Source organism: Metabacillus sp. cB07 (genome assembly GCF_016839225.1).
GTDB classification, from domain to species: Bacteria; Bacillota; Bacilli; order Bacillales; family Bacillaceae; genus Bacillus_P; species Bacillus_P indicus.
The window spans coordinates 991,935-1,016,984 of the sequence record NZ_CP069296.1; the positions used below are offsets into that span (position 1 = coordinate 991,935).

Here is a 25,050-nt window from a genome sequence, read left to right on the forward strand (position 1 = left end):
GATTCAAAAGCGGAGCGAGGCAAACGCACAGATTTGGATTGAAATTTTGAAAAGAATACGATAAAATTAGTACCAGGTAATAATAATTGATTCTAAAAACAAGCGAAAAAGGAGCTGCATATATGAGTGCTGGAATTATTGGGATTGCACGGTATACTCCGGACCGTACTGTAACAAATGCTGATCTTGAGAAGGTGATGGATACATCAGATGAATGGATCCGCACACGGACAGGTATTGAAGAACGCCGTCTTGCAGATGATGATATGGATACTTCCGATATGGCTTACTATGCAGCTGAAAAAGCGATTGAAAACGCTGGACTGACTGCAGAGGATTTGGATATGATTTTAGTGGCCACTGTAACGCCCGATCAGCCATTTCCTACGGTTGCATGCATGCTGCAGGAAAAACTCGGGGCAAGGAAAGTAGCTGCCATGGACTTGAGCGCGGCATGTGCGGGCTTTATGTACGGACTGATTACAGCTCAGCAGTTCATTGAAACGGGCGCTTATAAAAATGTGCTCGTTGTAGGTGTTGAAAAACTGTCAAAAATTACAGACTGGGATGACCGCAACACAGCCGTCCTTTTCGGAGATGGTGCCGGAGCGGCCGTTGTCAGCAGTGTATCAGAAGGCAAAGGATTTCTTTCTTTTGAGCTCGGTTCAGACGGTTCTGGCGGAAAACACTTATATCAGGATGAAAAAATTGTGATGAACGGCAGGGAAGTTTTTAAATTTGCCGTCAGACAGATGGGTGAATCGAGTGTTAATGTCATTGAAAAAGCGGGCCTTAAAAAAGAGGATGTTGACTTTTTAATTCCGCATCAGGCAAACATTCGGATCATGGAAGCAGCGAGAGAGCGTCTTGAGCTTCCAGTTGAAAAAATGTCAAAAACGGTTCATAAATATGGAAACACCTCAGCGGCATCCATTCCGATTTCACTTGTAGAGGAAATTGAGGCAGGGACGGTCAAGGACGGAGACGTTGTAGTCATGGTAGGTTTTGGCGGCGGATTAACTTGGGGCGCCATTGCTATGCGCTGGGGAAGATAAATTTTCAAAAAAACAAAAAAGGCAGGGTGTATACAGATGACAAACAGGCGAGTTGTTGTAACTGGACTTGGAGCCATTACTCCAATTGGAAGCGATGCAGCGTCCACTTGGGACAATGCAATTAAAGGGGTATCAGGTGTCGGCCCGCTGACGCGGATTGATTCTGCTGATTACCCTGCAAAAGTGGCGGCAGAAATTAAGGACTTTGATGTTGAGAAGTATATGGATAAAAAAGATGCAAGAAAGATGGACCGTTTTACTCAATATGCAGTAGCAGCCTCTTTTATGGCAGTTAAAGATGCAAAGCTTGAAATTACAGATGAGATTGCACCTCGTGTTGGAGTATGGATCGGATCAGGCATCGGCGGGATGGAAACCTTTGAAAATCAGTTTGAAACATTGCTGACAAAAGGTGCAAGACGCGTAAGCCCATTCTTTGTTCCAATGATGATTCCGGATATGGCAGCAGGCCAGGTGTCGATTGCTTTAGGGGCAAAAGGATTTAACTCATGTACGGTAACAGCATGTGCTACCGGCACAAACTCAATTGGTGATGCATTTAAAGTTATTCAGCGCGGTGATTCCGATGTAATGATCACAGGCGGAACAGAAGCACCGATTACAAGAATGGCGTTTGCCGGCTTCAGCGCAAGCAAAGCCCTATCCACAAATCAGGATCCGGCAACGGCAAGCAGACCGTTTGATGCAAACCGCGACGGATTTGTCATGGGAGAAGGAGCGGGAATTCTTGTTCTTGAAGAGCTGCAGCATGCACTCGACCGCGGAGCGCCGATTTATGCAGAAATCGTCGGCTACGGAGCTACCGGTGATGCTCACCATATCACGGCTCCAGCACCTGGAGGAGAAGGCGGCGTGCGCGCAATGAGAATGGCGCTTGAAAACGGCGGCCTGTTACCAGAAGACGTTGATTACGTAAATGCCCATGGCACAAGCACTCCTTATAATGATAAATTTGAGACGCTTGCCATTAAAGAAGTATTTGGAGAGCACGCATACAAGCTTGCCGTTTCATCAACAAAATCCATGACAGGGCACTTGCTTGGAGCAGCGGGCGGTGTTGAAGCCATTCTTTCGATTCTTGCCATCAAAGAAGGCATCATTCCTCCAACCATTAATCTTCATGAAAAGGATCCGGAATGTGACCTTGACTACGTTCCAAACGAGGCAAGAAAAACGGAAGTGAATGTTGCTCTGAGCAATTCACTGGGATTCGGCGGACATAACGCAACGATTATCTTTAAAAAATATCAATGATTTTAAATGCCTCTTTTCTCCGGAAAGGAGGCATTTTCATTTCCCCTTTCACCCTCTCGCCCGCCTCTTCATAAGATACCGCAGAGGGGAGTGCGGATGTTTTATGACTGTAATCAAGACAAATGAATGGCTCGGGGAATCAACCGATCATCTTAAAATTTGCGGACGGCTGAAGCCGTACTTTCATAAAAGCAGCACAAGGGAAATCAGCGGCTATTTGCATTCTTTCGGTATGTACAAAGGGGAAGAAGCAGGTCGCCTGCTCCTTGCAGATTTGAAAAAAAACAAGGTGTGGGATATTGTGAGGGCGGATGAAGCACTGCTCAAAAAGGAATGGTCAGGTCCGGATGTGCCTGTATTCATTCTGCCTGCTGATGCGGCCAACAGGAAAATGCGTGATGAATTTGGCGGGAAATCAGGTCTTGCCTTTCATGATAAACTCTTTTTGTTTCTGTCGGATAACAGCAAAAAAGACATTCAGACAATCCTGACTCATGAATATCATCATGTCTGCAGGCTTGCAAAAGACCCGAAAAAGGAAAGGGACTATACGCTGATGGATGCGGTCATTCTTGAGGGCTTGGCAGAGAATGCAGTCAGGGTGAGGATGGGGGAAGAATATGCAGGATCCTGGACGAAGCGCTATACCAAGGATCAGGTTCAGTCTTTCTATGAGAAAATCTTAAAACCCAATCTTGAGCTGAAAAGCGATTCAAGAAAGTTCACTCAAATCATGTTCGGAACAGGCTTTTATCCAAAGATGCTGGGGTACGCAGCAGGCTATCATATCGTGAAGGACTATATGGAAAAGACAAAAATAAACATGACAGATCTCTTTTTTGTTGGTATTTTTTCCTAGTAAAGACGGGAATTTATTAAAAAAATTACAATATTTTAAAAATTCGCTTGCTTTTGTAAAACTTTTGTAATACTATACAAATATATATTTTCTGACTATTCTATGTTTACAAAAAGTTAAGATGATTTATATAATTAATAAGGGAATTCTTTACATCATAGGGCGGTGAAGGGTATTGTCAGTACTGTTGGAAGTTAAGAATCTGAAAACATATTTTTACAAAAAGAAGCAAGCTGTTCCTGCTGTGGACGGCGTTGACTTGAAAATACATAAAGGTGAGACGGTTGCACTTGTAGGGGAATCGGGATCGGGCAAAAGTATTACCTCTCTTTCGATTATGGGACTTGTGCCAAGTCCAGGAGGAAAGATAGTTGATGGAGAAATTCTGCTTAACGGCAAGGATTTGGCCAAGCTTTCCGAAAAGGAATTGTGCAAGGTGCGTGGAAATGACATCTCAATGATTTTCCAGGAGCCGATGACCTCTCTGAATCCTGTTCTGACCATCGGCGACCAGATCACAGAAGTGCTGATGTACCATCAGAAGCTTCCAAAAAATCAGGCTGTCAAAAAAGCAATTGAGCTTTTGAGATTAGTAGGGTTCAGCCGGGCTGATGAAATTATTTATGATTATCCTCACAGATTATCAGGCGGAATGCGCCAGCGTGTTATGATCGCGATCGCGATGAGCTGCAACCCGAAGCTCCTGATTGCGGATGAGCCGACAACGGCACTGGATGTTACCATTCAGGCACAGATTCTGGACCTGATGAAAGATGTCAGCCAGAAATTTGATACTAGTATTCTCTTAATCACTCACGATCTCGGCGTTGTATCTGAAATAGCCGAGAGAGTAGTAGTCATGTATTGCGGACAGGTAGTTGAAGAAGCGTCCGTAGATGATTTGTTTGATGCACCGCTTCACCCTTATACTCAGGGACTCATGGCTTCCATTCCTTCAATAGACGGAGAAATTGAGAAGCTGAATTCAATTCCAGGCAACGTTCCAACACCGGATAATCTTCCTGCAGGCTGCAGGTTTGCACCAAGATGCCCAAAAGCATTTGATAAATGTTTCAGCGCTCTTCCTGAGTTGACGCAGCATTCAGCTCATCGCTCTGTCCGGTGCTTTTTATATGATGACGAGGAGGCTGCCGTTCAATGAAAGTTGCAGATGCAGAAAGAAAGACAGCGCAGCTGAAAAACGATGAAACGATTCTTCAGCTGATAGATGTACAGAAGCATTTTCCGATCAAATCGGGAATTCTTCAAAAAACGGCAGGGTATGTAAAGGCCGTAGATGGAATCAACCTGACTGTTAAAAAGGGAGAAACCATCGGAATAGTAGGTGAATCAGGCTGCGGAAAATCTACTGCAGGGCGGACGATTATCCGTCTGTATGAGCCAACCGGCGGGAAAATTCTGTTCGACGGACAGGATATCTCCCATTTACCCGAAAGTGAGCTCCGCAAAACCGTCCGGAAAAATATTCAGATGGTGTTTCAGGATCCGTTCGCTTCATTAAATCCGAGAAAAACATTAGGTTCCATCATTAAAGAACCGATGAACACCCATAATCTTTACAGAGGAAAAGAAAGAACTGAAAAAGTAGAAGAGCTGCTTGAAAAGGTAGGATTGAATGCAGCCTTCATCAACCGCTATCCTCATGAATTTTCAGGAGGACAGCGCCAGAGAATCGGGATCGCGCGGGCCATTGCCCTGAATCCTCAGATGGTCATTGCGGATGAAGCCGTGTCGGCGCTTGATGTGTCGATTCAGGCACAAATTATTAATCTATTAGAAGATCTGCAGGATGAGTTTAACCTGACCTATATGTTCATCTCGCATGACTTGAGTGTTGTGAGACACATAAGCGACCGTGTCGGAGTGATGTATCTCGGCAAAATGATGGAACTGGCTGATAAAAACAGCCTCTACTCTGAGCCGCTGCATCCTTATACCCAAGCACTGCTTTCAGCCGTTCCGGTTCCAAGAAAAGCAGGTATGGCAAGACGGGAGCGGATTGTCCTGAAGGGAGAATTGCCGAGCCCGGCAAATCCTCCGCAAGGCTGCGTATTCCATACAAGATGTCCGGCTGCAACAAGCGCCTGCCGCGAAGCCGTTCCGCAATTTAAAGAAGTAAAGAAAAATCACTTTGTTGCTTGCCATCTTTATTGATGGCAAGATCAGCATACATCACGCTCTTGAAGGGGGGAGATGGCAGAAGCCATAACTTGTCAGTCAAGAAATCTAAAAATTAAAAATTTTTAAGGGGGAAATACGAAGTGAAACAACGTAAAGGTTTATTTACACTGCTTAGCTTACTGCTGGTATTCTCTTTGTTCCTTGCTGCATGCAACAGCGGCGCAGGCGACAAACCAGCTTCAGGTTCTGGCGACAAAGACAAACCGGCTGAAGATGCCGGCGAACCGCAAATGGGCGGAGATTTAGTAGTTGGAACGATTGGCGGACCAACATTGTTTAACCCAATGTATTCTACAGATGCTTCAAGCTCTGATATCGAAGGCTTCATCTTTGACGGACTTGTGTCTTCTGACACTGAGTTCAACCCGACTTTGCACCTCGCTGAAAAAATCGACGTGTCTGAAGACGGTTTAACGTACACTGTAAAAATCAGAGAAGACGTTAAATTCCATGACGGCGAACAGCTTACTGCAGATGACGTAGTATTTACATACGGCATCCCTAAAAGCCCTGACTATGTCGGTGAGCGCGGATCTGGTTTTGAATCTTTAGAAACAGTTACTAAAAAAGGCGACTTTGAAGTAGAATTCAAGCTTAACAAGAAAGATGCTTCATTCTACCCTGTTTCTCTAAGCTACGGAATCCTTCCTGAGCATATCCTTGGAAAAGTTCCAGTTGGCGAGCTTGGCGAAAACGAATTCAACACAAAATCTCCAATCGGTACAGGCCCATTCAAATTTGTTGAGTGGAAAGACGGAGAATATGTAAAAGTTGAAAAGAACAAAGATTACTTCCTTGGCGAGCCATACCTTGATTCAATCACGTACAAAATCGTTCCTGACCAGGATGCTCTTCTTGCACAGCTTCAAGCTGGCGATGTTCAATTCACAGAAGTTCCAGGTACTGACATTGAAACAGTAAAAAGCACATTCAGCGGCGTAAAAGTTGAGTCTGGCTTAGGTCTTTCTTACACTTACATCGGCTGGAACCAAAAGAACGACCTTTTCAAAGATGTTAAAGTACGCCAGGCTCTAACAATGGCGCTTGACAGAGAATCTATGGTTTCATCTGTTATGAACGGCGACGGTGAAGTAGCTCACGTTCCTGAGAGCCCGCTTTCTTTCGCATACAGTGACGATGTAACAAAGTTCTCTTATGATGTAGAAAAAGCAAAATCAATGCTTAAAGAAGCTGGATGGGAAGATACTGACGGCGACGGCATTCTTGACAAAGACGGCAAGAAATTCTCATTCTCACTAAAAACGAACCAAGGTAACAAAATCCGTGAAGATATCGCGGTTGTTGTACAGCAGCAATTAAAAGAAATCGGTATCGAAGTTAAGCCTGAGATCATCGAGTTCTCTGCTTTCATCGAGCAGGTTTCAGCACCAAACTGGGATTTCGATGCAATGATCTTAGGATGGAGCTTGTCTACATTCCCTGATCAATATGACATCTTCCACTCAAGCCAAATTGCTGAAGGCTTAAACATGACTGATTACACAAACAAAGAAGCAGACAAGTTAATGGAAGAAGCGAAACAAATTCTTGATCAAGATGAGTATGCTAAAAAGTATGCTGACATCTACAAGCTTATTGCTGAAGACCAGCCTTACACATTCCTGTACTATCCAAACGTTCACCGCGTAATGCCTGAAAATCTTCAAGGCTACGAGTTTAACGCGAAGTCTGAGTACTACAACATCCACAAATGGTGGTTAAAACAGTAATTAGTTACTGAAACACTTCAAGGAACGTGCAGAGGGAAGGGAGCATCCCTTCCCTTGTTTTTATGAAGAGAAATGTGCACATTTCTTACTAATTTCGAAAATTGAACGAGTCTGTTTGTTTCTGGACCCTGTTTTTACCTATAGAAAATTGAGAAGGAAAGGGGAGATCTAGCTGTGCTTACTTATATCGTCCGCCGAACATTGATGGCTATTCCCTTATTGTTAGGTATTACAATTATCTCTTTTGCGATTATCAGACTTGCACCTGGAGACCCGACAACACTTTTAATGGACCCGACTATCAGTCCTGCTGATAAGGCGAAATTTATGGAGAAATACGGATTAAATGATCCTGTACACGTTCAATACTTGAAATGGCTTGGAAGCATGGTGCAGGGTGACTTCGGGACATCTCTTATCCGTAAGGGTGTGCCTGTAAGCGAAATGATCATGAACCGTTTGCCTAATACGCTGTTGCTTATGGTTGTCTCTACTGTTCTGGCTCTGATCATTGCCATTCCTTTTGGCATCATTTCTGCAGCAAGACCTTACACAAAAGTTGATTACACTGTATCTGTCACTTCATTCCTTGGACTGGCTACCCCTAACTTCTGGCTCGGGCTGATTTTAATCATGGTCTTTGCCGTTCAGCTCAACTGGTTCCCGACCGGAGGGACCTCAACCTTGAATGCCGAATTCAGCATATGGGACAGGATTCACCATCTCATGCTGCCTGCATTTGTTCTTGCCTCTGCCGATATGGCGGGCTTGACGAGGTATTCAAGGTCAAGCATGTTCGACGTCCTGAAGCAGGATTATATGAGAACTGCCCGTGCAAAAGGGTTTAAAGAATCGAAAGTCATTATTAAACACGGCGTGCGCAATGGTTTGATTCCAATCATCACTATTTTCGGTCTGATGATTCCTTCCTTTATTGGAGGAGCTGTCGTTGTTGAGAAAATTTTCTCATGGCCTGGAATTGGACTTCTTTTCATTGATTCTGCATTCCAGCGTGATTATCCGGTTATTATGGCGTTAACTGTTATTTCAGCTGTTTTTGTCGTCATCGGAAACTTAATTGCTGACATTCTTTACGCAATCTTCGATCCGAGAATCGAGTACTAGGAGGGGGAGCACAATGGCACAAACAAACCTTACACCGGAAACTTCTGGTCAGCTGGCGGTTCACGGGATCAAAGCGAACCCTGACACGTTAACGAAAATATTCTTCAGAAAGTTTGCCAAAAACAAACTGGCTGTTGCAGGTGCTGCATTCCTGATCTTTATCATCTCTGCAGCCATTCTGGCACCTGTCATTGCACCATATGCTTATGAGACACAGGATTTGACGAAAAGACTGGTTCCGCCAGGCGGAGCCGAGAACTTGCTTGGAACAGACCGGTTTGGACGGGATTTGCTGACGCGTCTGCTGTACGGGGCGCAAGTATCCCTGCTTGTTGGATTTGCTTCCGTGCTTGGATCCATTACAATCGGTACAGTAGTCGGAGCTGTAGCCGGTTATTTTGGAGGCATTATTGATGCCATTCTGATGAGATTTGTTGATATTGTTCTTTCAATCCCGCAAATCTTTCTTCTGATTACGCTTGTAACCATCTTTAAACCGGGTGTAGACAAGCTGATCATCATTTTTGCGGTACTTGGCTGGACGACAACTGCGCGTCTTGTCCGCGGTGAATTTCTGTCGCTGCGAACACGTGAGTTTGTTCTTGCTTCCAAGACAATTGGAACAAAAAGCTTTAAGATTATTTTCTCTCACATCCTGCCGAATGCGATTGGGCCGATCATCGTTTCTGCCACCCTTTCAGTAGGCGGAGTTATTCTTGCCGAGTCAACGCTCAGCTACCTTGGTCTAGGCATTCAGCCTCCGACAGCAAGCTGGGGCAATATGCTGCAGGATGCACAGAACTTTACCATTCTGCTGAAATCACCTTGGTACCCGCTATTGCCGGGTTCATTGATTCTCCTGACAGTTCTTGCCTTCAACTTTGTAGGGGACGGTTTAAGAGACGCGCTGGATCCAAAAGTAAACGAATAACAAGAAGAACAGCCAAGATATTGTTTCTTGGCTATTTTTTATTGTAAAAGTAAAATAGTTTTTCCACGTCCAGCTCCAGCGCCTAGATCCTCTGTCAGAACAAGGCGCTTCCGCTTTTGGATTTTGTCGAAAGAATTCAACCATAAAATGAACGAATTGGAATATATTTTCTTTTCCCTGCCTATACTGAAAGACAAAAGCATCGGAAGTGAGGGGTAAGAAATGTTGTTTCTTCATGATGTATGGGTGAATTGGTTCGAGGGTGAAGAAAACGGGTACAACGTGTGTCATTTTCACGAATGGAGAAAAGACGACAGTGTTGAGCTTTTGGATCAGGTTCCTCTGTTTAGAGTAAATTCGGTTTTATTCCATTATATTGAAAACGATTTGTCGGAGCTGCCGCAGGGACTGCTTAAGGACGCCTTTCAAAAGGCATATATCAGAAAAAATCATGAACGGATTCAGCTTGATTATTGTTTTGTCGTCACAGACGGCGAAGGAATTCTTGCCGTTGATACAATCGGCTACAGTATTCCTGTCCGCAAAAGCCGGCTCATTCCAAGACAGGAACAGCTGGTATATGAAATGATAAAAGAAGTAGAAGCTGAAGAATATACGTATGAGGCAGAAATTCTTGAAAAAGAATTTCACATCCTCTCTCCAAGTCCATCTCAAATGAACGGGCTGACCCGCAAGGAGAGACAGCTTAAGCAGCTGCTGTTTATGGCCCTGGATCAGCTTCAGTCAACTAAGAATGCAGCAGAGGTGAAATACTGGTATACAGAATGGAATCCGTCTATGTACGAAACCATTCAGGATTTAAGCTTTGAGGATGTGTGGCAAAAGCTTTACAATGAGACTGTTTCAGGCTGGAGCCCGAAACACATGATTCTTACAGAAAACTTGATTAAAGGCCAGCCCTTTTTTGAAAAACTGTGGGATATGGAGCATGAATCAAAAGTAAATTGAGACAAGCTTAAAAGAAGCCAAAATTGGCTTCTTTTCTGTTTTTGCATTCTGTCCAGAAAAGAATCCGAAAAAACGTTCCAAAAACTTCAATTTACAGGTAAACAAGCTGAAACAATGGTAAAATGAAAGAAAGTCATTCATTTGAGCGAGGGCATATATGATAAGTGAAAAAGAAAAAGTGGAAGAGCTGCAGGCAGAGATATTCGAATTGAAACGGCAGCTTTGGGAACAAGAAGAACTGATCAGAGAAATTTCTGTTCCGATTATTCCTTCGATCATACCGGAAACCATTCTTGTGCCGATTACCGGGAAGCTTTCATCAGATCGGTTTGATATGATTACATCTAAAATTCTGGAAACATCTCACGCAAATGAAGTTGCCACTGTCATCATCGATTTTACCGCTATATCAGAACGGGAAATCGGGGAGGTTGAACTGTTTGGATCCTATATCCAGCAATTGACGGCTGCAGTAAGGCTCATGGGCATTCAGATTCTGTTCGTCGGTTTTGGCCCTGCTGTCATCCAGCTGTTAATTTCATCTGGCTTATCAAACAGCCAGGACATCAAGACGTTTTTAACCTTCCGGACGGCACTGCAGTACTTAATGATGGAAAAAGGCATGGAATTTGAAAAAATGTAGCAGGTAAAAAAAGGGGGAGAGCTCTTAATGAGCCCTCTCCCGTTTTTATTTTCGTTTTCTTCCAAGACCCATTGCGCTTTCCATCTTTTTAATCATTTTTCCCGCCTGTGCGTTTGCACGCTCAGCCCCGCGGTCAAGGATTTCGTCAAGTTCATCTGATTCAACAAGAGAATAATATTTTTCCTGAATTGGCTGCAGGGCGTTGATCACGGCAGCAGCGGTGTCGGCTTTAAAATCTCCGTAGCCTTTTCCTTCATATTTTTTCTCCAGGTCTTCGATGGAAATGCCTGAGAGAATAGAAAAGATGGAGAGGAGGTTAGATACGCCAGGCTTATTCTCTTTATCAAATTTCACGATGCCCTCTGAATCGGTAACCGCACTTTTGATCTTCTTTTCAATCACTTTCGGATCGTCCAGCAGTGTGATAAATGCTTTCTGGTTTGGATCTGATTTGCTCATTTTTTTCGTCGGATCTGCAAGGGACATAATTCTTGCACCGATCTTTGGAATGCGCACTTCAGGGACGGTAAAGATGTCATTGTATTTTTTATTGAAACGTTCGGCTAAGTCTCTTGTGAGCTCCAGATGCTGTTTCTGGTCTTCGCCGACTGGAACGAGATCCGTTTTATATAGTAGAATGTCGGCAGCCATCAGAGGCGGATAGGTTAACAGTCCGGCAGAAACGGCTTCTTTGCCAGCTGATTTGTCCTTGAACTGAGTCATTCGCTCAAGTTCGCCGATATAGGCCACACATTGCATCATCCATCCAGCCTGTGCGTGTGCCGGAACCTCTGACTGAATGAACAATGTTGCTTTTTCAGGATCAAGTCCTACAGCTAAATATAGTGCTGCAAGGCTTTTTATGCTCTTGCGGAGCTGCAGGCGGTCCTGCGGCTGTGTGATGGCATGCTGGTCAACAATGCAAAAATAGCAGTCATAATCATTCTGCAGGTCAACAAACTGTTTCATAGCTCCGATATAGTTTCCTAATGTGACATTACCTGTGGGCTGGATGCCCGAAAAAATAGTTTTCATATCCTCACTCCTTCTTAAAATAACGCAAAAAAGCCCATTCGTCCCCTTGACTAAAAGGGACGAATGGACCGCGGTGCCACCCTGATTATTTCTGCAGCAGAAATCACTTAGCGTCTTTTATCGCAAGACGAAACGGCTGATCCTACTTTGAAGTTCAGTCAGCTGCTCAAAAGTCCATTCCGCAGTGTTTATTGTCCGCCTTTCACCAGGCAGCAGACTCTCTGAAAAATAAGGTCACTGTGTACTACTCTTTTTCATCGCATTTACATGTTATTTCCTATATTATAGTGGCTTTCGGACTCGTTTTCAACTGTTCAAAAATAATAAACAGCAAGAGCTGCAAGCATTGTAGCTGCAAGAACCAGTCCGGCAAACAAAAACGGGGTATATTCAACCCGCAGGAGTTCAGAGAAGAGTCTCATTTCCTCTACTTCCTTCTTATCAAGGTCCCGGCCTTTGGATTGAAAGGTCCTTCTGAACCCCTGAGTGATGCCGTCAAAAAATCCGCCTTCAGCAACCAGAAGAAATAGGGAAGTAAAGAGCAGAAGCCCGGAAATGTAAAATGAAATATTGATATAATGCAGCAGGCTGATCTCCTGATAGAAAAGCAGCGAAAGTAGCAAGACTAGAACAAATGACACGGTGAAGGCTGATAAAAATAATTTTCGGTTCATAAATACCCTCTTTTTTCTTTTTATATTACTAAATTACGGGGATGATCAATAGTTTTTTTATATTGAAATATATAAAAAAAATTATTGTGAGAAAAGTAATACTACTCAGAATATTGTCAGTTTCCCTGCAAAATAGTTTATTAGCTATTGTTGTATATTGTATACATTTTTAATTTTACTTACAATTTAAAATCTTTACAAAGGCAGTGCTTCTGGCCATTTTTATGTTAAATGAATGAAATATCATGAAGAAATACTGTGGATAATATAGGTATAAAGGACTATTTTTGCTTTAAAAAAGTCTTAATTTTATTGCATTTGTGTAAATTTTATTAAAAAAATGAATGTACAAAAATTCGAAAGCTTGTATAATAGTGTTTGTAAGAATTTTTTAAAAATAAAAGGGAGGGTAATAAATGAAAAAGTCAAAATTTTCATTGCTTTTAGTCCTTTCGCTTGTACTGAGCGTTTTCTTAACTGCTTGCTACGGCGGAGGCGGATCCAGTTCTTCTGATGGAGGAGACAAAGACAAAGACTCTAAAGAAGCAGCTAATGTGCCTCAGGAGCTGAAAGTACTTGAATCTTCTGAGATTCCATCTATGGACTCAGTTCTTGCAGAAGATACAATCAGTTTATCTCAATTAAACAATACGAATGAAGGTTTATACCGTATTGATGAAAACCAGGAGCCAATCCCGGGTATGGCTGACGGCGAGCCGGAAGCTAACGAAGACGGCACTGAGTACACAATCAAAATCAAAGAAGACGCTAAATGGTCTAATGGAGAGCCTGTAACAGCTAACGACTTCGTTTTTGCATGGCAGCGCGCTCTTAACCCTGACACAGGATCTGCTTACGGTCCATACATGATGATGGGTAAAATCAAAAATGCTGAAGCATTATATAATGGTAAAGCTAAACCTGAAGATCTTGGAGTTAAAGCTCAAGACGAAAAGACACTTGTTGTGACTCTTGAAAAACCGATTCCTTTCTTCAAGTCATTAATGGCATTCCCTACGTTCTATCCTCAGAACCAAAAGTATGTTGAAGAGCAAGGCGAAAATTTCGGTAAGAAGTCTGAAAATTTAGTGTTCAACGGACCATTCGCAATCAATGGATGGGAAGGACCTGCTGATACTGAGTGGACTTTAGAGAAAAACGCTGAGTACTGGGATGCAAAAAATGTAAGTCTTGAGAAAATTACGTTCAACGTATCTAAAGATCCTCAAGCTGCAGCTAATGCGTTCGAAGCTGGAGAAGCTGATGTAACTCCTAAGCTTTCAACTCCTGCTGTTATCGCTCAATATGAAGGTGACGACCGTCTTGAAAGATGGCTAGAGCCGACAATCTTCTGGCTTAAATTGAACCAAAAGAACGAAGCTCTTGCTAACGTGAACATCCGTAAAGCAATTGCAATGGCATTTAATAAAGAAGATTTAACGAACGAAATTTTAAACAACGGTTCTAAACCGGCTAACTATGCTGTACCTGCTGAATTTGTTACACACCCTGAAACGGGCGAAGATTTCCGTGAAGTTAACAAGGACCTTCTGACTTACAACCCTGAAGAAGCTAAAAAACTTTGGGAAAAAGGCTTAGCAGAAATCGGCAAGAAAGAAGTTAAACTTGTGTACCTTGGCGGAGACACTGAAACATCTAAAACAGTTGACTCTTATATGAAAGACCAGCTTCAAAACACGCTTCCTGGTTTAACTATCGACGTTCAAAGCGTACCTTTCAGCGTGCGTCTTGACCGTGACAAAACGATGGATTATGACATCCAGGCTGCTGGATGGGGTCCTGACTACCTTGACCCGATCTCATTCTCTGATCTATGGATCACAGATGGCGGAAACAACAGAATGGCTTATTCAAACGAAAAATATGACAAGCTCTTAAAAGACGCTCAAACAACACTAGCTAACGATCCTGCTAAACGTTTTGCTGCTCTTCAAGAAGCTGAAAAAGTACTATTAGAAGAAGATGCGGGTATTGCTCCAATGTATCAGCGTGCCTCAAACCTTCTGATTAACAAAAAGGTTGAAGGCTTTACGTACCACCTTGTAGGACCTGAGTACAGCTACAAGTGGATTAAAATCACAGACGCTGAGTAATTTTTAGTTGCAGTTACCAGAAAAATGATTATAATCAAAAAGAATAAGAAGAGAGTATATACGATATACTCTCTTTTTACCTGCTAAAGAATTGTCGAATTATGTAGATGATTCTGAATTTTTTATATAGTTCCAGGAGGTGCACACATGGTCAAATATTTAGGGCAACGCATCATTTATATGTTAATTACATTAATATTAATTGCCTCTTTCACATTTTTCCTAATGAAACTGATCCCCGGTACTCCATTTAACAGTGCCAAGCTTTCTGACTCGCAAATTGAGATTATGAAAGAAAAATACGGGCTGGACGAACCTGTACCAGTGCAGTATATCACCTATATGACCAATATTGTAAAAGGTGATTTTGGAGTATCTTTCCAATTCGACAACACTCCGGTATCTGAGCTTTTAGCTGCTCGTATCGCCCCTTCTGCAACCCTCGGATTTCAGGCAATGTTTGTGGGAACAATTTTTGGTATTTTTCTTGGTGTCATTGGAGCTCTCCGCCAGAATACCTGGATTGATTATGGTGCAACATTTTTCGCTGTTATCGGTAAGTCGATCCCGTCGTTCGTTTTCGCGGGACTGCTTCAATACTATATTGGTGTTAAAGCCGGCTGGCTCCCTGTTGCCTTCTGGCGCGGACCTGAGTACAGCATTCTGCCGACAATCGCTCTTGCGATGTTCCCGATTGCGATTGCTGCACGTTTTATGAGAACGGAAATGATCGATGTTTTAAATTCTGACTACATCACGCTTGCTAAAGCAAAAGGTGCAAGCTACTTTGAAATTGCGTTTAAGCATGCGCTCAGAAACGCGCTGATTCCTGTTGTAACGGTTCTTGGACCGCTTGCAGTAGGTTTGATGACAGGATCTCTTGTCATTGAAAAGATTTTCTCTGTACCGGGTCTTGGAGAGCAGTTCGTTAAATCGATCACTGTAAATGATTATCCGGTCATCATGGGTACAACCTTGCTGTTTGCATTCCTTTTTGTCGTCATCATTCTTGTTGTCGATATCCTTTACGGCATCATTGACCCACGAATTCGTTTAGCGGGAGGTAAAAAATAATGGCAGAAAAAGAAATCAGCAAAGAATTGTTCCAGCCCGCTAAAATTGATTCCTCTAAGAGTGAAGAGATTAACAAACCAAGTTTAAACTACTGGCAGGACGCGTGGCTTCGCGTCAAAAAGAATAAAGCTGCAGTAGTAAGCATGATTGTCATTGTATTATTGGCGCTGCTTGCTTTTATAGGGCCTGCTGTCAGCGGATATGATTCAGCCCGCCAAAAAGCAACGCACTCCAATCTGCCGCCGCGCATACAGGGACTTGAAAATGTGAGCTGGCTTCCATTCGACGGGACAAGAACCCTTAACAATGGGGAAGAAGTTAATGTTTATGAACAAAAACAAATTAAAGAGTACTACTGGCTCGGAACAGATAACCTTGGACGCGATCAGTTCACGCGTATCTGGAAGGGAACGCAGATCTCACTTTATATCGCTTTCCTTGCAGCCTTTATTGATATGGTGATCGGAGTTGCCTATGGAGCTATTTCAGGCTACTTTGGCGGCCGCATTGACAATGTCATGCAGCGTATTATTGAAGTGCTAATGGGAATACCGAACCTTGTTGTTGTTATTCTCATGATCCTGATTTTGAAACCTGGTATCATCTCAATTACTGTAGCCCTGACCATAACTGGATGGGTCGGAATGGCGCGGGTTGTGCGTGCGCAGGTTCTTAAACTTAAAAATCAGGAATTCGTTCTTGCTTCCAGAACGCTTGGTGCAAGTCACTCGAAAATTATCTTTAAACATTTAATCCCGAACCTGGTCGGTGTCATTATCATCAATACGATGTTCACAATTCCGAATGCGATCTTCTTTGAAGCATTCCTGAGCTTTATCGGTCTTGGACTTCAGGATCCTCTTGCTTCACTTGGAACGCTGATTGATGAAGGATTCAAATCGATGAGAGCATTCCCGTATCAAATGATTTACCCTGCGATCGTAATCAGTGTCATTATGGTTGCATTCAATATGATTGCTGACGGACTGCGCGATGCGCTTGATCCGAAAATGAGAGACTAGAGGGCAGGTGAATAGACGATGGAAAAAATACTTGAAGTAAAAGACTTGCACATCTCCTTCCATACATTCGGAGGAGAAGTACAGGCAATCCGCGGAGTTGACTTTGACCTGAAAAAAGGAGAGACACTTGCTATTGTTGGTGAATCCGGGTCAGGGAAATCGGTTACGACTAAGTCAATCATGCGTCTGCTGCCTGAAAGCAACTCTGAAATTAAAAAAGGCCAGATTCTTTTTAACGGAAAAGATCTTGCTAAACTGAATGACAAACAGATGCAGAAGATTCGCGGAAAAGACATCTCTATGATTTTCCAGGATCCGATGACCTCTTTGAACCCGACTATGATTGTCGGTAAACAGATTATGGAACCCATTGTAAAACATCAGAATATGAGCAAATCACAGGCAAAAGAAAGAGCGATTGAGCTTCTTCGTCTTGTTGGAATTCCAAAGCCAGAGCTTCGGTTCAAACAATATCCGCACCAATTTTCAGGCGGTATGAGACAAAGGGTTGTTATCGCAATTGCTCTTGCCTGCAATCCTAAAGTCTTAATTGCGGACGAGCCGACAACAGCTCTTGATGTTACGATTCAGGCGCAAATTCTTGAACTGATGAAGGATCTTCAGAAGAAAATCGATACATCCATTATTTTCATTACGCATGACCTTGGGGTAGTGGCAAACGTTGCTGACCGGGTTGCTGTCATGTACGGCGGCAAGATAATTGAAATCGGCACGGTCGATGAAATTTTCTACAATCCGCAGCATCCATATACTTGGGGATTAATCAGTTCGATGCCAAGTCTTGATTCTCAGGATCAGGAGCTTTATGCGATCCCTGGAACGCCTCCGAACTTGCTTAACCCTCCAAAAGGAGATGCATTTGCTGCCCGTAATGAATATGCAATGCAAATTGACTTAGAAGAGCAGCCGCCAATGTTTAAAGTGTCTGATACGCATTATGCGGCAACATGGCTGCTTCACCCGGACGCTCCAAAAGTAGAACCGCCGGCAGCTGTAAAACTGCGCCAGCGCAAATTCCCTGAAATCAAGGAGGGAAATTAACACATGCAAAAAGAAAAACTTCTTGAAGTGAAAAATCTGAAACAGCACTTTAATGTAGGGAAATCGAATGAAGTGAAAGCTGTTGACGGTATTTCGTTTGACATTTATAAAGGTGAAACACTTGGACTTGTCGGAGAATCCGGATGCGGAAAATCGACAACAGGCCGTTCAATCATCCGTCTGTATGAAGCAACCGGCGGTGAAGTGAAGTTTGGCGGTGTCAATGTCCATGGAAAAAAATCAAAAGCGGATCTGAAAATCTTTAACCGTAAAATGCAGATGATATTCCAGGATCCTTATGCCTCACTTAACCCAAGAATGAAAGTTTCTGACGTTATTGCCGAGGGAATTGATATTCACGGTCTTGCAAAATCAGATAAAGAGCGCATGGAGCGGGTATATGAACTGCTTGAAACAGTAGGTTTGAACCGTGAGCATGCGAACCGCTATCCCCATGAGTTCAGCGGAGGGCAGCGCCAGCGTATCGGAATCGCCCGCGCGCTTGCTGTAGATCCTGACTTCATTATTGCCGATGAGCCGATTTCAGCACTTGATGTTTCGATTCAGGCTCAGGTTGTCAACCTGATGAAAAAGCTTCAGCAGGAAAAAGGTCTTACGTACTTGTTCATTGCCCATGACCTTTCCATGGTTAAATACATCAGTGACCGCATTGGTGTTATGTACTTCGGAAAGCTTGTAGAGCTTGCAGATGCTGAAGAGCTTTATAACAATCCGATTCATCCTTATACACAGGCCCTATTGTCTGCGATTCCGCTTCCGGATCCGGATTATGAGCGCACGCGCATCAGAAAAAAATATGATCCTGCCCAGCACCAGTACACGGCAGGAGATGAACCGCAGTTCCGCGAAGTAAAACCAGGACATTTCGTTATGTGTTCAGAAGCGGAATTCAAACAATATCAGGCAAAATATACGAACTAATAGTGTTGAAGTGACCTCTTTTAAAGGGGTCGCTTTTTTTGGGTCCATGGGAAATCGTGTATAAAAATTAGCAAATCCTGTTGGAATTTGTAAAAATAAGTCTCATTACATGTATGAACCTCCATACATGTCATTTATAATAAGAAGAAACTAGCCAAAGAGGGGTGGTAACATGGCTTTTTATAAGAAGGTTTTGCCTGCCGCTTTGCTTGCATTCATACCTGTATTAGCAGGGGGACATCAAGCGCAAGCGGAACCTGTTTTAACCGCATCCGTTCATGAATCTAAAGAAATTGTTCATCAGCTGAAAGAGCTTCCTGAAGACATGCCCCGTTTTCTGTTTGATTCAGGTCTCGTGTTTCAATACCCTGATGCAATCAGAGGGATCTATGTGACAGGCCATTCAGCAGGCGGCAGCAAGTTCAGCCAGCTAATAAACCTGATTGATCAAACCGATTTAAACGCTATGGTTATCGATGTAAAAGATGATTTTGGGAATCTGACCTACATGCCTGAAAAAACGTCGCCCTACTACGGGATCAGTAAACAGTACATAAAAGATCCGGTTGCTATGCTTGAACAGCTTCAAAAAAAGAACATCTATCCGATTGCAAGAGTCGTTGTATTTAAGGACTCAGTTCTAGCTCAGCAGAAACCTGAATGGTCATTTCAGGACGGCAGCAGCGTATGGAAAAATGGCAGGGGTGAATCATTTGTTAATCCTTTTATGAAGGAAGTATGGGACTATAATGTAAACATCGCCATTGAGGCAGCTAAACTAGGATTCCAGGAAATACAGTTTGACTATGTACGTTTTCCGGAAGGATTTGAAAACAAAGATGCAGCCCTTACCTACAGCCAGGGCGAATATGGCCAGTTAAAGCAGGATAATGTTCAAAAAAGGGTAACAGCGGTTACGGACTTTGTAGCGTATGCAAAGGAAAAATTGAAGCCGTACGGCGTAAAGGTTTCTGTTGATATCTTCGGATACACAGCAACCCTTCCGGAAGCACCGGGCATCGGTCAGAACTTCTCAAAAATTTCAAGCCATGTAGATGTCATCTCCTCTATGATTTATCCGAGCCACTGGACGTCCTATTTCGGCATAGAAAAGCCCGATCTTAAACCATATGAGCTGATTACAGAATATGCAAAGCTTGAAAAGATAAAACTTGCAGAGCTGAAAAACAGTCCGGTCTCAAGACCATGGCTTCAGGACTTCACCGCCTCTTGGCTTGGCTCCGGCAATTATAAAAAGTACGGAAAAGAAGATGTAGAAGCCCAGATCAGGGCGCTTCAGGATCAGGGAATCAATGAATATCTCTTATGGAACGCCGGGAACAATTATACAAAGGGCGTTGATTATACTCCGTAAAAAAACCGGCCAGGTAATGGCCGGTTTTACTCGTTTTAACCTATTGTTTCCGTCCGCCGACTTTTCTCCAGCCGGCCTGTGTTTTCAGGGTGTGATCCACGTTTTCATTCTTCTTTTTGCCGGCAAAGATGGTTTCTCCAATTCCGTTTGCCATGACTCCCATAAAGGCGGTAATTCCGATAACGAGTGCTGCCACAATCAGAAAATCCATTGCATATTCAGCCAAATCCATCACCATCCCATTATTTACTATATTTTTATAGTAGCTCATGTTTAACACTAAGGAAAGAGGGTATATCTAATTTAGAGAGAAACGAACGTTAATGAACAGCAAGGAGCGGGTCAATGAACTGGTATGAGAAGCTTAATCAATACTTTCCTGTTGAGGAAATGAAATCAAAAGAACATATGGAAACTCTTCTGAAAGAGCGGGGTGATATTTACCATAAAGATGAAGGAGAGCATCACGTTCTCATGTATGCCGAGCTTGATGATTTTATCTTCATTGATTACTTATTTGTTGCCAAGACAGCTAGAGGCCAGGGACTTGGCCATAAGCTGATTGCCAAACTGAAAGAACTTGGAAAACCAATACTTTTAGAGGTGGAACCTGTGGATGAAGATGTACTTGATACAGGCAAGCGGCTGAAATTTTACCAGAGAGAAGGCTTTCAGCATGCAAAAGCGATTGGATACAGAAGAAAATCCCTCGCCACGAATGAAGTCAATCCAATGGAAATTCTGTACTGGTCACCTGATGATGCAACCGAAGAGAAAATCTATGAAGCGATGAAAAAGACGTATTTGCTTATTCATACTTACAAAGATAAAGAATTCTACGGGAAAAAATATCAGGATGTTCAGGATGTCCTGTCGATTAACGACCGTGATGATTCAAAAGACATTTTTGAGGATCTGAATTAATTGAGAATCCGGCTGTCCACTTGCGAATGACAAAACCTGCAGAACGCAGGAATTGGCGAGTGTAAAGAGAGTTTTCCCGTCACTTTACGGAATTGTAACTGTTTTGTCAAACATTTGTATTTAAAAAGTGTATACTTACTTACTTTTCTATAGTATAATCCTTTATAGATATTACTTATTTAAAGTAATTTCAATCTAAATACAATTCATCTTACTTATATAGCAGTATGCTCATTTACACATAAAGGAGTGAAAGGTTTATGGTAACGTTATATACATCACCAAGCTGTACTTCTTGTCGTAAAGCTAAAGCATGGTTGGAAGAACATGAAATTCCTTATACAGAGCGCAACATTTTCTCAGAGCCTTTGTCAGTAGACGAAATCAAAGAAATTCTGCGCATGACAGAGGATGGAACGGACGAAATCATTTCAACGCGCTCTAAGATTTTCCAGAAATTGAACGTGAACGTTGAAACGATGCCTCTTCAAGATCTGTATGATTTGATCCAGGAGCATCCGGGACTTTTGAGACGCCCGATCATTATTGATGAAAAGCGTCTGCAGGTCGGATACAATGAAGATGAAATCAGACGATTCCTTCCAAGAAAAGTACGCACATACCAGCTGCGTGAAGCACAGCGTTTAGTTAATTAACTGACAGAAAACCTTCCTTATCATTTAAGGAAGGTTTTCTTTTTTTTCCATGCGCTGATAGATAAAGCCCGCTGCTGTCAGGAAGAGAATCAGCAAGTACGGAAGCAGCGTACCCATGCTTGGGTGGGTATGGAAGATTGGAGCAAGCTTATGCTCATGAATAATCATTTTGCCGGCCGTATAGGCAAGCATGCCTCCCCCGATGTAGACGAGAGCGGGATATTTGTCCAAAAGCTTTAAAATCAAATTGCTTCCCCAGATCATAATAGGAATGGAGATTAAGAGCCCGATGACGACCAGTACCGTTTTTCCCCCTGCAGCACCTGCAACGGCAATGACATTGTCCATGCCCATCAGCATATCCGCCGCCACAATCGTCTGTACAGCTTTTCTCAGAGACTGGTGGCTTTTAATTTCTCCTTCCTTTTCTTCTGACCCGACAATAAGATGATAGGCGATGTAGAGAAGAAGAATCCCGCCGATCAGCTGTACGAATGGAATCTGAAACAAATAGACCGCGACTGTTGTAAGCAGAATCCGGACGACAATGGCAAAAACCGTCCCGAGCACCACAGCTTTTTTCCTCTGCTTTGGCGGAAGGTTGCGGCTGGCCATTGCAATGACAATCGCATTGTCCCCGCCGAGCAGAAGATCAATGCCGATAATCATAACTAAAGACATGAGAAATTCCTGTTCCATTCAAGTACCTCTTTCTGTGTATTAGACTGCTCGTACCAAGTATATGAACGAAAAGATGAATTATGAGCTTATCCTTCTGGGCAAATAACTGTTTTTGTAAATCCTGAGGTTTTTTTATTTCATTCAGAGCAGTTTTATCATAAAATAGGATTACAAGAAGCTTGAAAGGCAAGTCTCATTTTCAAGACAAGTTTTAAACGCCTGCGAAGCGCTGCGCTGACGATTAAATAGGTGCTGATTTGGGTAAAGTGTAAAAAAGTGCAACTTATTTAGGGGTTTAGTTGTCCCTTCAACATCATATAAAGAAGGGAAGGTTGTAAAGATGGAGATAGAACGTATTAATGAATATACCGTAAAGTTTTATATTTCATATCTTGATATAGAAGAGCGCGGTTTTGACAGAGATGAAATCTGGTACAACCGCGAAAGAAGCGAAGAGCTTTTTTGGGAAATGATGGACGAAGTGCATGACGAAGAAGATTTTATGGTCGAAGGACCGCTCTGGATTCAGGTTCAGGCGCTCGACAAAGGGCTTGAAGTGATCGTGACAAGAGCCCAGCTTTCAAAAGACGGCCAGAAAATTGAGCTTCCCCTGTCTGAAGATAAAGTAAAAGAACTTCCTGTTGATGAAAATATTGAATCCATTCTCGATCATCATTTCAGCGATGACCTTGATGAAAAATCAGAGTCGCAGGAGGAGGAGGAACAGCAGCTTGAGTTCCTTGTGAAGTTCAATGATTTTGAACACCTTATTTCCTTGTCGAAAGTACAGCTCAGCGGGTTTACAAACGCGCTTTATTCCATGGAGAACCGGTATTACCTCTTTGTGGAATTCAATGATGAGCATTCAGACGAAGACATTGAAAATATGCTCAGTGTTATACTCGAGTATGGACAAGAATCACGCATGACGATTCACCGCGTTGCCGAATACGGGAAACAAATTATTTCCGAGGACGCTTTGAGTGTTATTAAGCAGCATTTCAGCTGAAGATTTAAAAGCCGATTTCATTCTGATTGAAGTCGGTTTTTTTTTAGCAGGCAGCTGCCATCATCTTTATAGAGTCAGGGGAATGACATGAAGAATACAGTCCGTGTCTTTTTATTTACAGCATTAATAGGAGTCAGCATTTACCTTCTTCAAAACGTGACAGGCAGTATTTCAAGCGAATGGCTTCTGACGGCTGTGACCGTTTTGTTTACATTTTCCATTATCTTCATCGGATTTGTCATCTTCCTGGAAAACCGCAAGCCATCACAGACGATCACATGGCTCGTTGTCCTCGGAAGCTTTCCGCTGATTGGTTTTCTGTTCTACCTTGTGTTCGGAAGGAATGTAAGGAAGCGGAAACTGTTTGACAGAAAGGCGCTTGTTGATGAAAAAATCATGTTTGAAATTGAAGGGAATCAGCGTTCTTATGAAGATAAGATCGACTTAATGGGAGACCACCAGCAAATGCTTTTCAATCTGGCCCACAGGCTCGGCCATACACCGATTTCATTTGCAACAAGGTCAAAAACATTAACGAACGGGAAAGAAACGTTCGACCATATCTTCAGCGAAATTGAAAAAGCCGAGCATCATGTTCACTTGGAATACTATATTGTCAGACACGATGAAGTAGGCTGCAAGCTTAAAGATCTCCTGATCAAAAAAGCAAAGCAGGGTGTTGAAGTCCGCTTCTTATATGATTCAGTCGGCAGCTGGAAGCTGTCTAAATCCTACATAAAAGAAATGCAGGCAGCGGGCATTGATGTCGTCTCTTTTTTGCCTGTTAGAATGCCGTTTTTAAATAATAAAGTAAACTTCCGCAACCATAGAAAAATCATCGTTATAGACGGAACCGCAGGGTTTGTCGGCGGGCTGAATGTCGGAGATGAATACTTGGGGAAAGATGCGTACTTTGGCTTCTGGAGGGATACGCACTTAATGGTGCGGGGTGAAGCCGTCCGTACTCTTCAAATGATTTTTCTGCAGGACTGGTACTATATGACCGGGGAAAACCTTGTGAAGAAGGAGTATATGACACCTTCTGTGCAGCTGGAAGAACATGAAGGCGGAGTTCAGATTATTGCAGGAGGGCCCGATAATAAATGGGAAGTCATCAAAAATCTGTTCTTCTCCATGATTACATCGGCCAAGGATTCCATTTGGATTGCATCTCCTTATTTTGTTCCGGATGAGGATATTCTTTCTGCGCTTAAGGTAGCAGCCTTGAGCGGTGTGGATGTCAGACTCCTGGTACCTCGCCGTCCCGACAAAAAAATTGTCTTTTATGCGTCAAGATCGTATTTCCTTGAACTGCTTGAAGCAGGGGTGAAGATCTACGAATATAAGGAAGGCTTCATGCACAGTAAAATAGTCATCGTCGATTATGAGCTTGCCTCAATCGGAACAGCAAATATGGATATGAGAAGCTTCCACCTTAATTTCGAAGTCAACGCTTTTCTGTACAGAACAAGAAGCACACAGAAGCTTGTGAATGATTATGAAAAAGATATTTTAGACTCTCATGAGATTATTTTGGATGAGTTTGAAAACCGGCCGTTCAAACAGAAATTGTTTGAATCTATGTCAAGGCTGCTTTCGCCATTGCTGTAGGGCATACCTGAAGAGGTGTGTCTTTTTTTGTGCTTTCTTTTTCCTGTTTATTGTATAATGGAAAAGAATTCTAAATAGGAGC

The 25,050-nt window shown here is 42.8% G+C and carries 24 protein-coding genes and 1 other annotated feature; of the genes, 20 read left to right on the forward strand and 4 right to left on the reverse strand.

The genetic code is table 11. From position 1 onward, the window contains the following. The first annotated feature begins 122 nt into the window (after positions 1-122). From JOJ89_RS04950 to JOJ89_RS04995, 10 genes are all read left to right on the forward strand, one after another. Positions 123-1,055: a beta-ketoacyl-ACP synthase III gene (locus JOJ89_RS04950; protein WP_029282651.1), complete on the forward strand. Its 933-nt coding sequence runs from the start codon at positions 123-125 to the stop codon at positions 1,053-1,055. A 36-nt stretch (positions 1,056-1,091) separates the two neighbouring features. Next, a complete protein-coding gene (fabF, locus tag JOJ89_RS04955) occupies positions 1,092-2,330 on the forward strand; it encodes a beta-ketoacyl-ACP synthase II (RefSeq protein ID WP_029282649.1) in 1,239 nt (412 codons plus the stop codon). Positions 2,331-2,433: 103 nt separating this feature from the next. Next, a complete protein-coding gene (locus JOJ89_RS04960) occupies positions 2,434-3,189 on the forward strand; it encodes a DUF2268 domain-containing putative Zn-dependent protease (RefSeq protein WP_203289743.1) in 756 nt (251 codons plus the stop codon). Positions 3,190-3,364: 175 nt separating this feature from the next. Further along, positions 3,365-4,351, forward strand: a complete 987-nt coding sequence (locus JOJ89_RS04965) for an ABC transporter ATP-binding protein (protein WP_029282645.1) — start codon at positions 3,365-3,367, stop codon at positions 4,349-4,351. Then, entirely contained in the window at positions 4,348-5,364 is a 1,017-nt protein-coding gene (locus JOJ89_RS04970; RefSeq protein ID WP_203289744.1) for an ABC transporter ATP-binding protein, read from the forward strand. The genes JOJ89_RS04965 and JOJ89_RS04970 overlap by 4 nt, the downstream gene beginning before the upstream one ends. A 107-nt stretch (positions 5,365-5,471) precedes the next feature. After that, a complete protein-coding gene (locus JOJ89_RS04975; RefSeq protein WP_203289745.1) occupies positions 5,472-7,121 on the forward strand; it encodes a peptide-binding protein in 1,650 nt (549 codons plus the stop codon). A gap of 174 nt (positions 7,122-7,295) precedes the next feature. After that, positions 7,296-8,246 carry an ABC transporter permease gene (locus JOJ89_RS04980; RefSeq protein WP_029282639.1) on the forward strand — a complete coding sequence of 317 codons (951 nt, stop codon included), beginning with the start codon at positions 7,296-7,298 and terminating at the stop codon, positions 8,244-8,246. 13 nt (positions 8,247-8,259) lie between these two features. After that, a complete protein-coding gene (gene opp4C, locus JOJ89_RS04985; protein ID WP_029565135.1) occupies positions 8,260-9,177 on the forward strand; it encodes an oligopeptide ABC transporter permease in 918 nt (305 codons plus the stop codon). 222 nt (positions 9,178-9,399) lie between these two features. Further along, the gene (locus JOJ89_RS04990) at positions 9,400-10,146 is read left to right on the forward strand and encodes a YjbA family protein (RefSeq protein ID WP_029282635.1); all 747 of its coding nucleotides are present in this window, start codon (positions 9,400-9,402) and stop codon (positions 10,144-10,146) included. A 157-nt stretch (positions 10,147-10,303) separates the two neighbouring features. Continuing rightward, the gene (locus JOJ89_RS04995) at positions 10,304-10,789 is read left to right on the forward strand and encodes an STAS domain-containing protein (protein WP_203289746.1); all 486 of its coding nucleotides are present in this window, start codon (positions 10,304-10,306) and stop codon (positions 10,787-10,789) included. A 45-nt stretch (positions 10,790-10,834) separates the two neighbouring features. On the opposite strand, the gene trpS is transcribed toward JOJ89_RS04995, so the two are convergent. Continuing rightward, positions 10,835-11,824 carry a tryptophan--tRNA ligase gene (gene trpS / locus JOJ89_RS05000; protein ID WP_029282631.1) on the reverse strand — a complete coding sequence of 330 codons (990 nt, stop codon included), beginning with the start codon at positions 11,822-11,824 and terminating at the stop codon, positions 10,835-10,837. A gap of 52 nt (positions 11,825-11,876) precedes the next feature. Then, positions 11,877-12,091, reverse strand: a binding site (T-box leader). Positions 12,092-12,138: 47 nt separating this feature from the next. Continuing rightward, positions 12,139-12,498, reverse strand: coding sequence for a DUF3899 domain-containing protein (locus JOJ89_RS05005; RefSeq protein ID WP_051826957.1), 360 nt, complete (start codon positions 12,496-12,498; stop codon positions 12,139-12,141). A 416-nt stretch (positions 12,499-12,914) separates the two neighbouring features. Between JOJ89_RS05005 and JOJ89_RS05010 the strand changes: the two genes are divergently transcribed. The 6 genes from JOJ89_RS05010 to JOJ89_RS05035 all read left to right on the forward strand — a co-directional run bounded on the left by JOJ89_RS05010 (position 12,915) and on the right by JOJ89_RS05035 (position 20,087). Beyond that, the gene (locus JOJ89_RS05010; RefSeq protein WP_029282627.1) at positions 12,915-14,612 is read left to right on the forward strand and encodes a peptide ABC transporter substrate-binding protein; all 1,698 of its coding nucleotides are present in this window, start codon (positions 12,915-12,917) and stop codon (positions 14,610-14,612) included. Between the two features lie 147 nt (positions 14,613-14,759). After that, on the forward strand, positions 14,760-15,686 hold the full coding sequence (opp3b, locus tag JOJ89_RS05015; RefSeq protein ID WP_029282625.1) for an oligopeptide ABC transporter permease: 927 nt from the start codon (positions 14,760-14,762) through the stop codon (positions 15,684-15,686). After that, entirely contained in the window at positions 15,686-16,708 is a 1,023-nt protein-coding gene (gene opp3C, locus JOJ89_RS05020; RefSeq protein WP_029282623.1) for an oligopeptide ABC transporter permease, read from the forward strand. Before opp3b ends, opp3C begins: the two co-directional genes overlap by 1 nt. Positions 16,709-16,726: 18 nt before the next feature. Then, a complete protein-coding gene (locus JOJ89_RS05025) occupies positions 16,727-17,770 on the forward strand; it encodes an ABC transporter ATP-binding protein (RefSeq protein ID WP_029282621.1) in 1,044 nt (347 codons plus the stop codon). Between the two features lie 3 nt (positions 17,771-17,773). Then, positions 17,774-18,712, forward strand: coding sequence for an ABC transporter ATP-binding protein (locus JOJ89_RS05030; protein WP_029282619.1), 939 nt, complete (start codon positions 17,774-17,776; stop codon positions 18,710-18,712). 172 nt (positions 18,713-18,884) lie between these two features. Continuing rightward, positions 18,885-20,087, forward strand: a complete 1,203-nt coding sequence (locus JOJ89_RS05035; protein ID WP_029282617.1) for a putative glycoside hydrolase — start codon at positions 18,885-18,887, stop codon at positions 20,085-20,087. Between the two features lie 40 nt (positions 20,088-20,127). Here the strand turns inward: JOJ89_RS05035 and JOJ89_RS05040 are convergent, their stop codons facing one another. Continuing rightward, positions 20,128-20,319: a hypothetical protein gene (locus JOJ89_RS05040; protein ID WP_029282615.1), complete on the reverse strand. Its 192-nt coding sequence runs from the start codon at positions 20,317-20,319 to the stop codon at positions 20,128-20,130. Between the two features lie 113 nt (positions 20,320-20,432). Between JOJ89_RS05040 and JOJ89_RS05045 the strand changes: the two genes are divergently transcribed. Both JOJ89_RS05045 and spxA read left to right on the forward strand, forming a co-directional pair. Then, positions 20,433-21,011: a GNAT family N-acetyltransferase gene (locus JOJ89_RS05045; RefSeq protein WP_029282611.1), complete on the forward strand. Its 579-nt coding sequence runs from the start codon at positions 20,433-20,435 to the stop codon at positions 21,009-21,011. 260 nt (positions 21,012-21,271) lie between these two features. Continuing rightward, entirely contained in the window at positions 21,272-21,667 is a 396-nt protein-coding gene (gene spxA / locus JOJ89_RS05050) for a transcriptional regulator SpxA (protein WP_029282609.1), read from the forward strand. 24 nt (positions 21,668-21,691) lie between these two features. Here the strand turns inward: spxA and JOJ89_RS05055 are convergent, their stop codons facing one another. Beyond that, a complete protein-coding gene (locus JOJ89_RS05055) occupies positions 21,692-22,366 on the reverse strand; it encodes a TerC family protein (protein WP_029282607.1) in 675 nt (224 codons plus the stop codon). A gap of 322 nt (positions 22,367-22,688) precedes the next feature. Here JOJ89_RS05055 and mecA point away from each other — a divergent pair, with 322 nt between their 5' ends. Beyond that, positions 22,689-23,357 (forward strand): adaptor protein MecA, encoded by a 669-nt coding sequence (gene mecA / locus JOJ89_RS05060; RefSeq protein ID WP_029282605.1) that lies wholly within the window; start codon positions 22,689-22,691, stop codon positions 23,355-23,357. Between the two features lie 87 nt (positions 23,358-23,444). After that, positions 23,445-24,968, forward strand: coding sequence for a cardiolipin synthase (cls, locus tag JOJ89_RS05065; RefSeq protein WP_029565139.1), 1,524 nt, complete (start codon positions 23,445-23,447; stop codon positions 24,966-24,968). The last annotated feature ends 82 nt before the right edge of the window (positions 24,969-25,050 follow it).

Excerpts from the sequence above, each read along its gene's own strand:
- JOJ89_RS05010 (WP_029282627.1), top strand. The coding sequence starts at position 12,915 with ATGAAAAAGTCAAAATTTTCATTGCTTTTAGTCCTTTCGCTTGTACTG.
- opp4C (WP_029565135.1), top strand. The coding sequence starts at position 8,260 with ATGGCACAAACAAACCTTACACCGGAAACTTCTGGTCAGCTGGCGGTT.
- JOJ89_RS05025 (WP_029282621.1), top strand. The coding sequence starts at position 16,727 with ATGGAAAAAATACTTGAAGTAAAAGACTTGCACATCTCCTTCCATACA.
- cls (WP_029565139.1), top strand. The coding sequence starts at position 23,445 with ATGAAGAATACAGTCCGTGTCTTTTTATTTACAGCATTAATAGGAGTC.
- opp3b (WP_029282625.1), top strand. The coding sequence starts at position 14,760 with ATGGTCAAATATTTAGGGCAACGCATCATTTATATGTTAATTACATTA.
- JOJ89_RS05030 (WP_029282619.1), top strand. The coding sequence starts at position 17,774 with ATGCAAAAAGAAAAACTTCTTGAAGTGAAAAATCTGAAACAGCACTTT.
- JOJ89_RS04970 (WP_203289744.1), top strand. The coding sequence starts at position 4,348 with ATGAAAGTTGCAGATGCAGAAAGAAAGACAGCGCAGCTGAAAAACGAT.
- trpS (WP_029282631.1), bottom strand. The coding sequence starts at position 11,824 with ATGAAAACTATTTTTTCGGGCATCCAGCCCACAGGTAATGTCACATTA.
- JOJ89_RS05040 (WP_029282615.1), bottom strand. The coding sequence starts at position 20,319 with ATGGATTTGGCTGAATATGCAATGGATTTTCTGATTGTGGCAGCACTC.
- JOJ89_RS04950 (WP_029282651.1), top strand. The coding sequence starts at position 123 with ATGAGTGCTGGAATTATTGGGATTGCACGGTATACTCCGGACCGTACT.
- JOJ89_RS04990 (WP_029282635.1), top strand. The coding sequence starts at position 9,400 with ATGTTGTTTCTTCATGATGTATGGGTGAATTGGTTCGAGGGTGAAGAA.
- JOJ89_RS05055 (WP_029282607.1), bottom strand. The coding sequence starts at position 22,366 with ATGGAACAGGAATTTCTCATGTCTTTAGTTATGATTATCGGCATTGAT.
- JOJ89_RS04995 (WP_203289746.1), top strand. The coding sequence starts at position 10,304 with ATGATAAGTGAAAAAGAAAAAGTGGAAGAGCTGCAGGCAGAGATATTC.
- JOJ89_RS05005 (WP_051826957.1), bottom strand. The coding sequence starts at position 12,498 with ATGAACCGAAAATTATTTTTATCAGCCTTCACCGTGTCATTTGTTCTA.
- fabF (WP_029282649.1), top strand. The coding sequence starts at position 1,092 with ATGACAAACAGGCGAGTTGTTGTAACTGGACTTGGAGCCATTACTCCA.
- JOJ89_RS04960 (WP_203289743.1), top strand. The coding sequence starts at position 2,434 with ATGACTGTAATCAAGACAAATGAATGGCTCGGGGAATCAACCGATCAT.
- JOJ89_RS05045 (WP_029282611.1), top strand. The coding sequence starts at position 20,433 with ATGAACTGGTATGAGAAGCTTAATCAATACTTTCCTGTTGAGGAAATG.
- opp3C (WP_029282623.1), top strand. The coding sequence starts at position 15,686 with ATGGCAGAAAAAGAAATCAGCAAAGAATTGTTCCAGCCCGCTAAAATT.
- mecA (WP_029282605.1), top strand. The coding sequence starts at position 22,689 with ATGGAGATAGAACGTATTAATGAATATACCGTAAAGTTTTATATTTCA.
- spxA (WP_029282609.1), top strand. The coding sequence starts at position 21,272 with ATGGTAACGTTATATACATCACCAAGCTGTACTTCTTGTCGTAAAGCT.
- JOJ89_RS05035 (WP_029282617.1), top strand. The coding sequence starts at position 18,885 with ATGGCTTTTTATAAGAAGGTTTTGCCTGCCGCTTTGCTTGCATTCATA.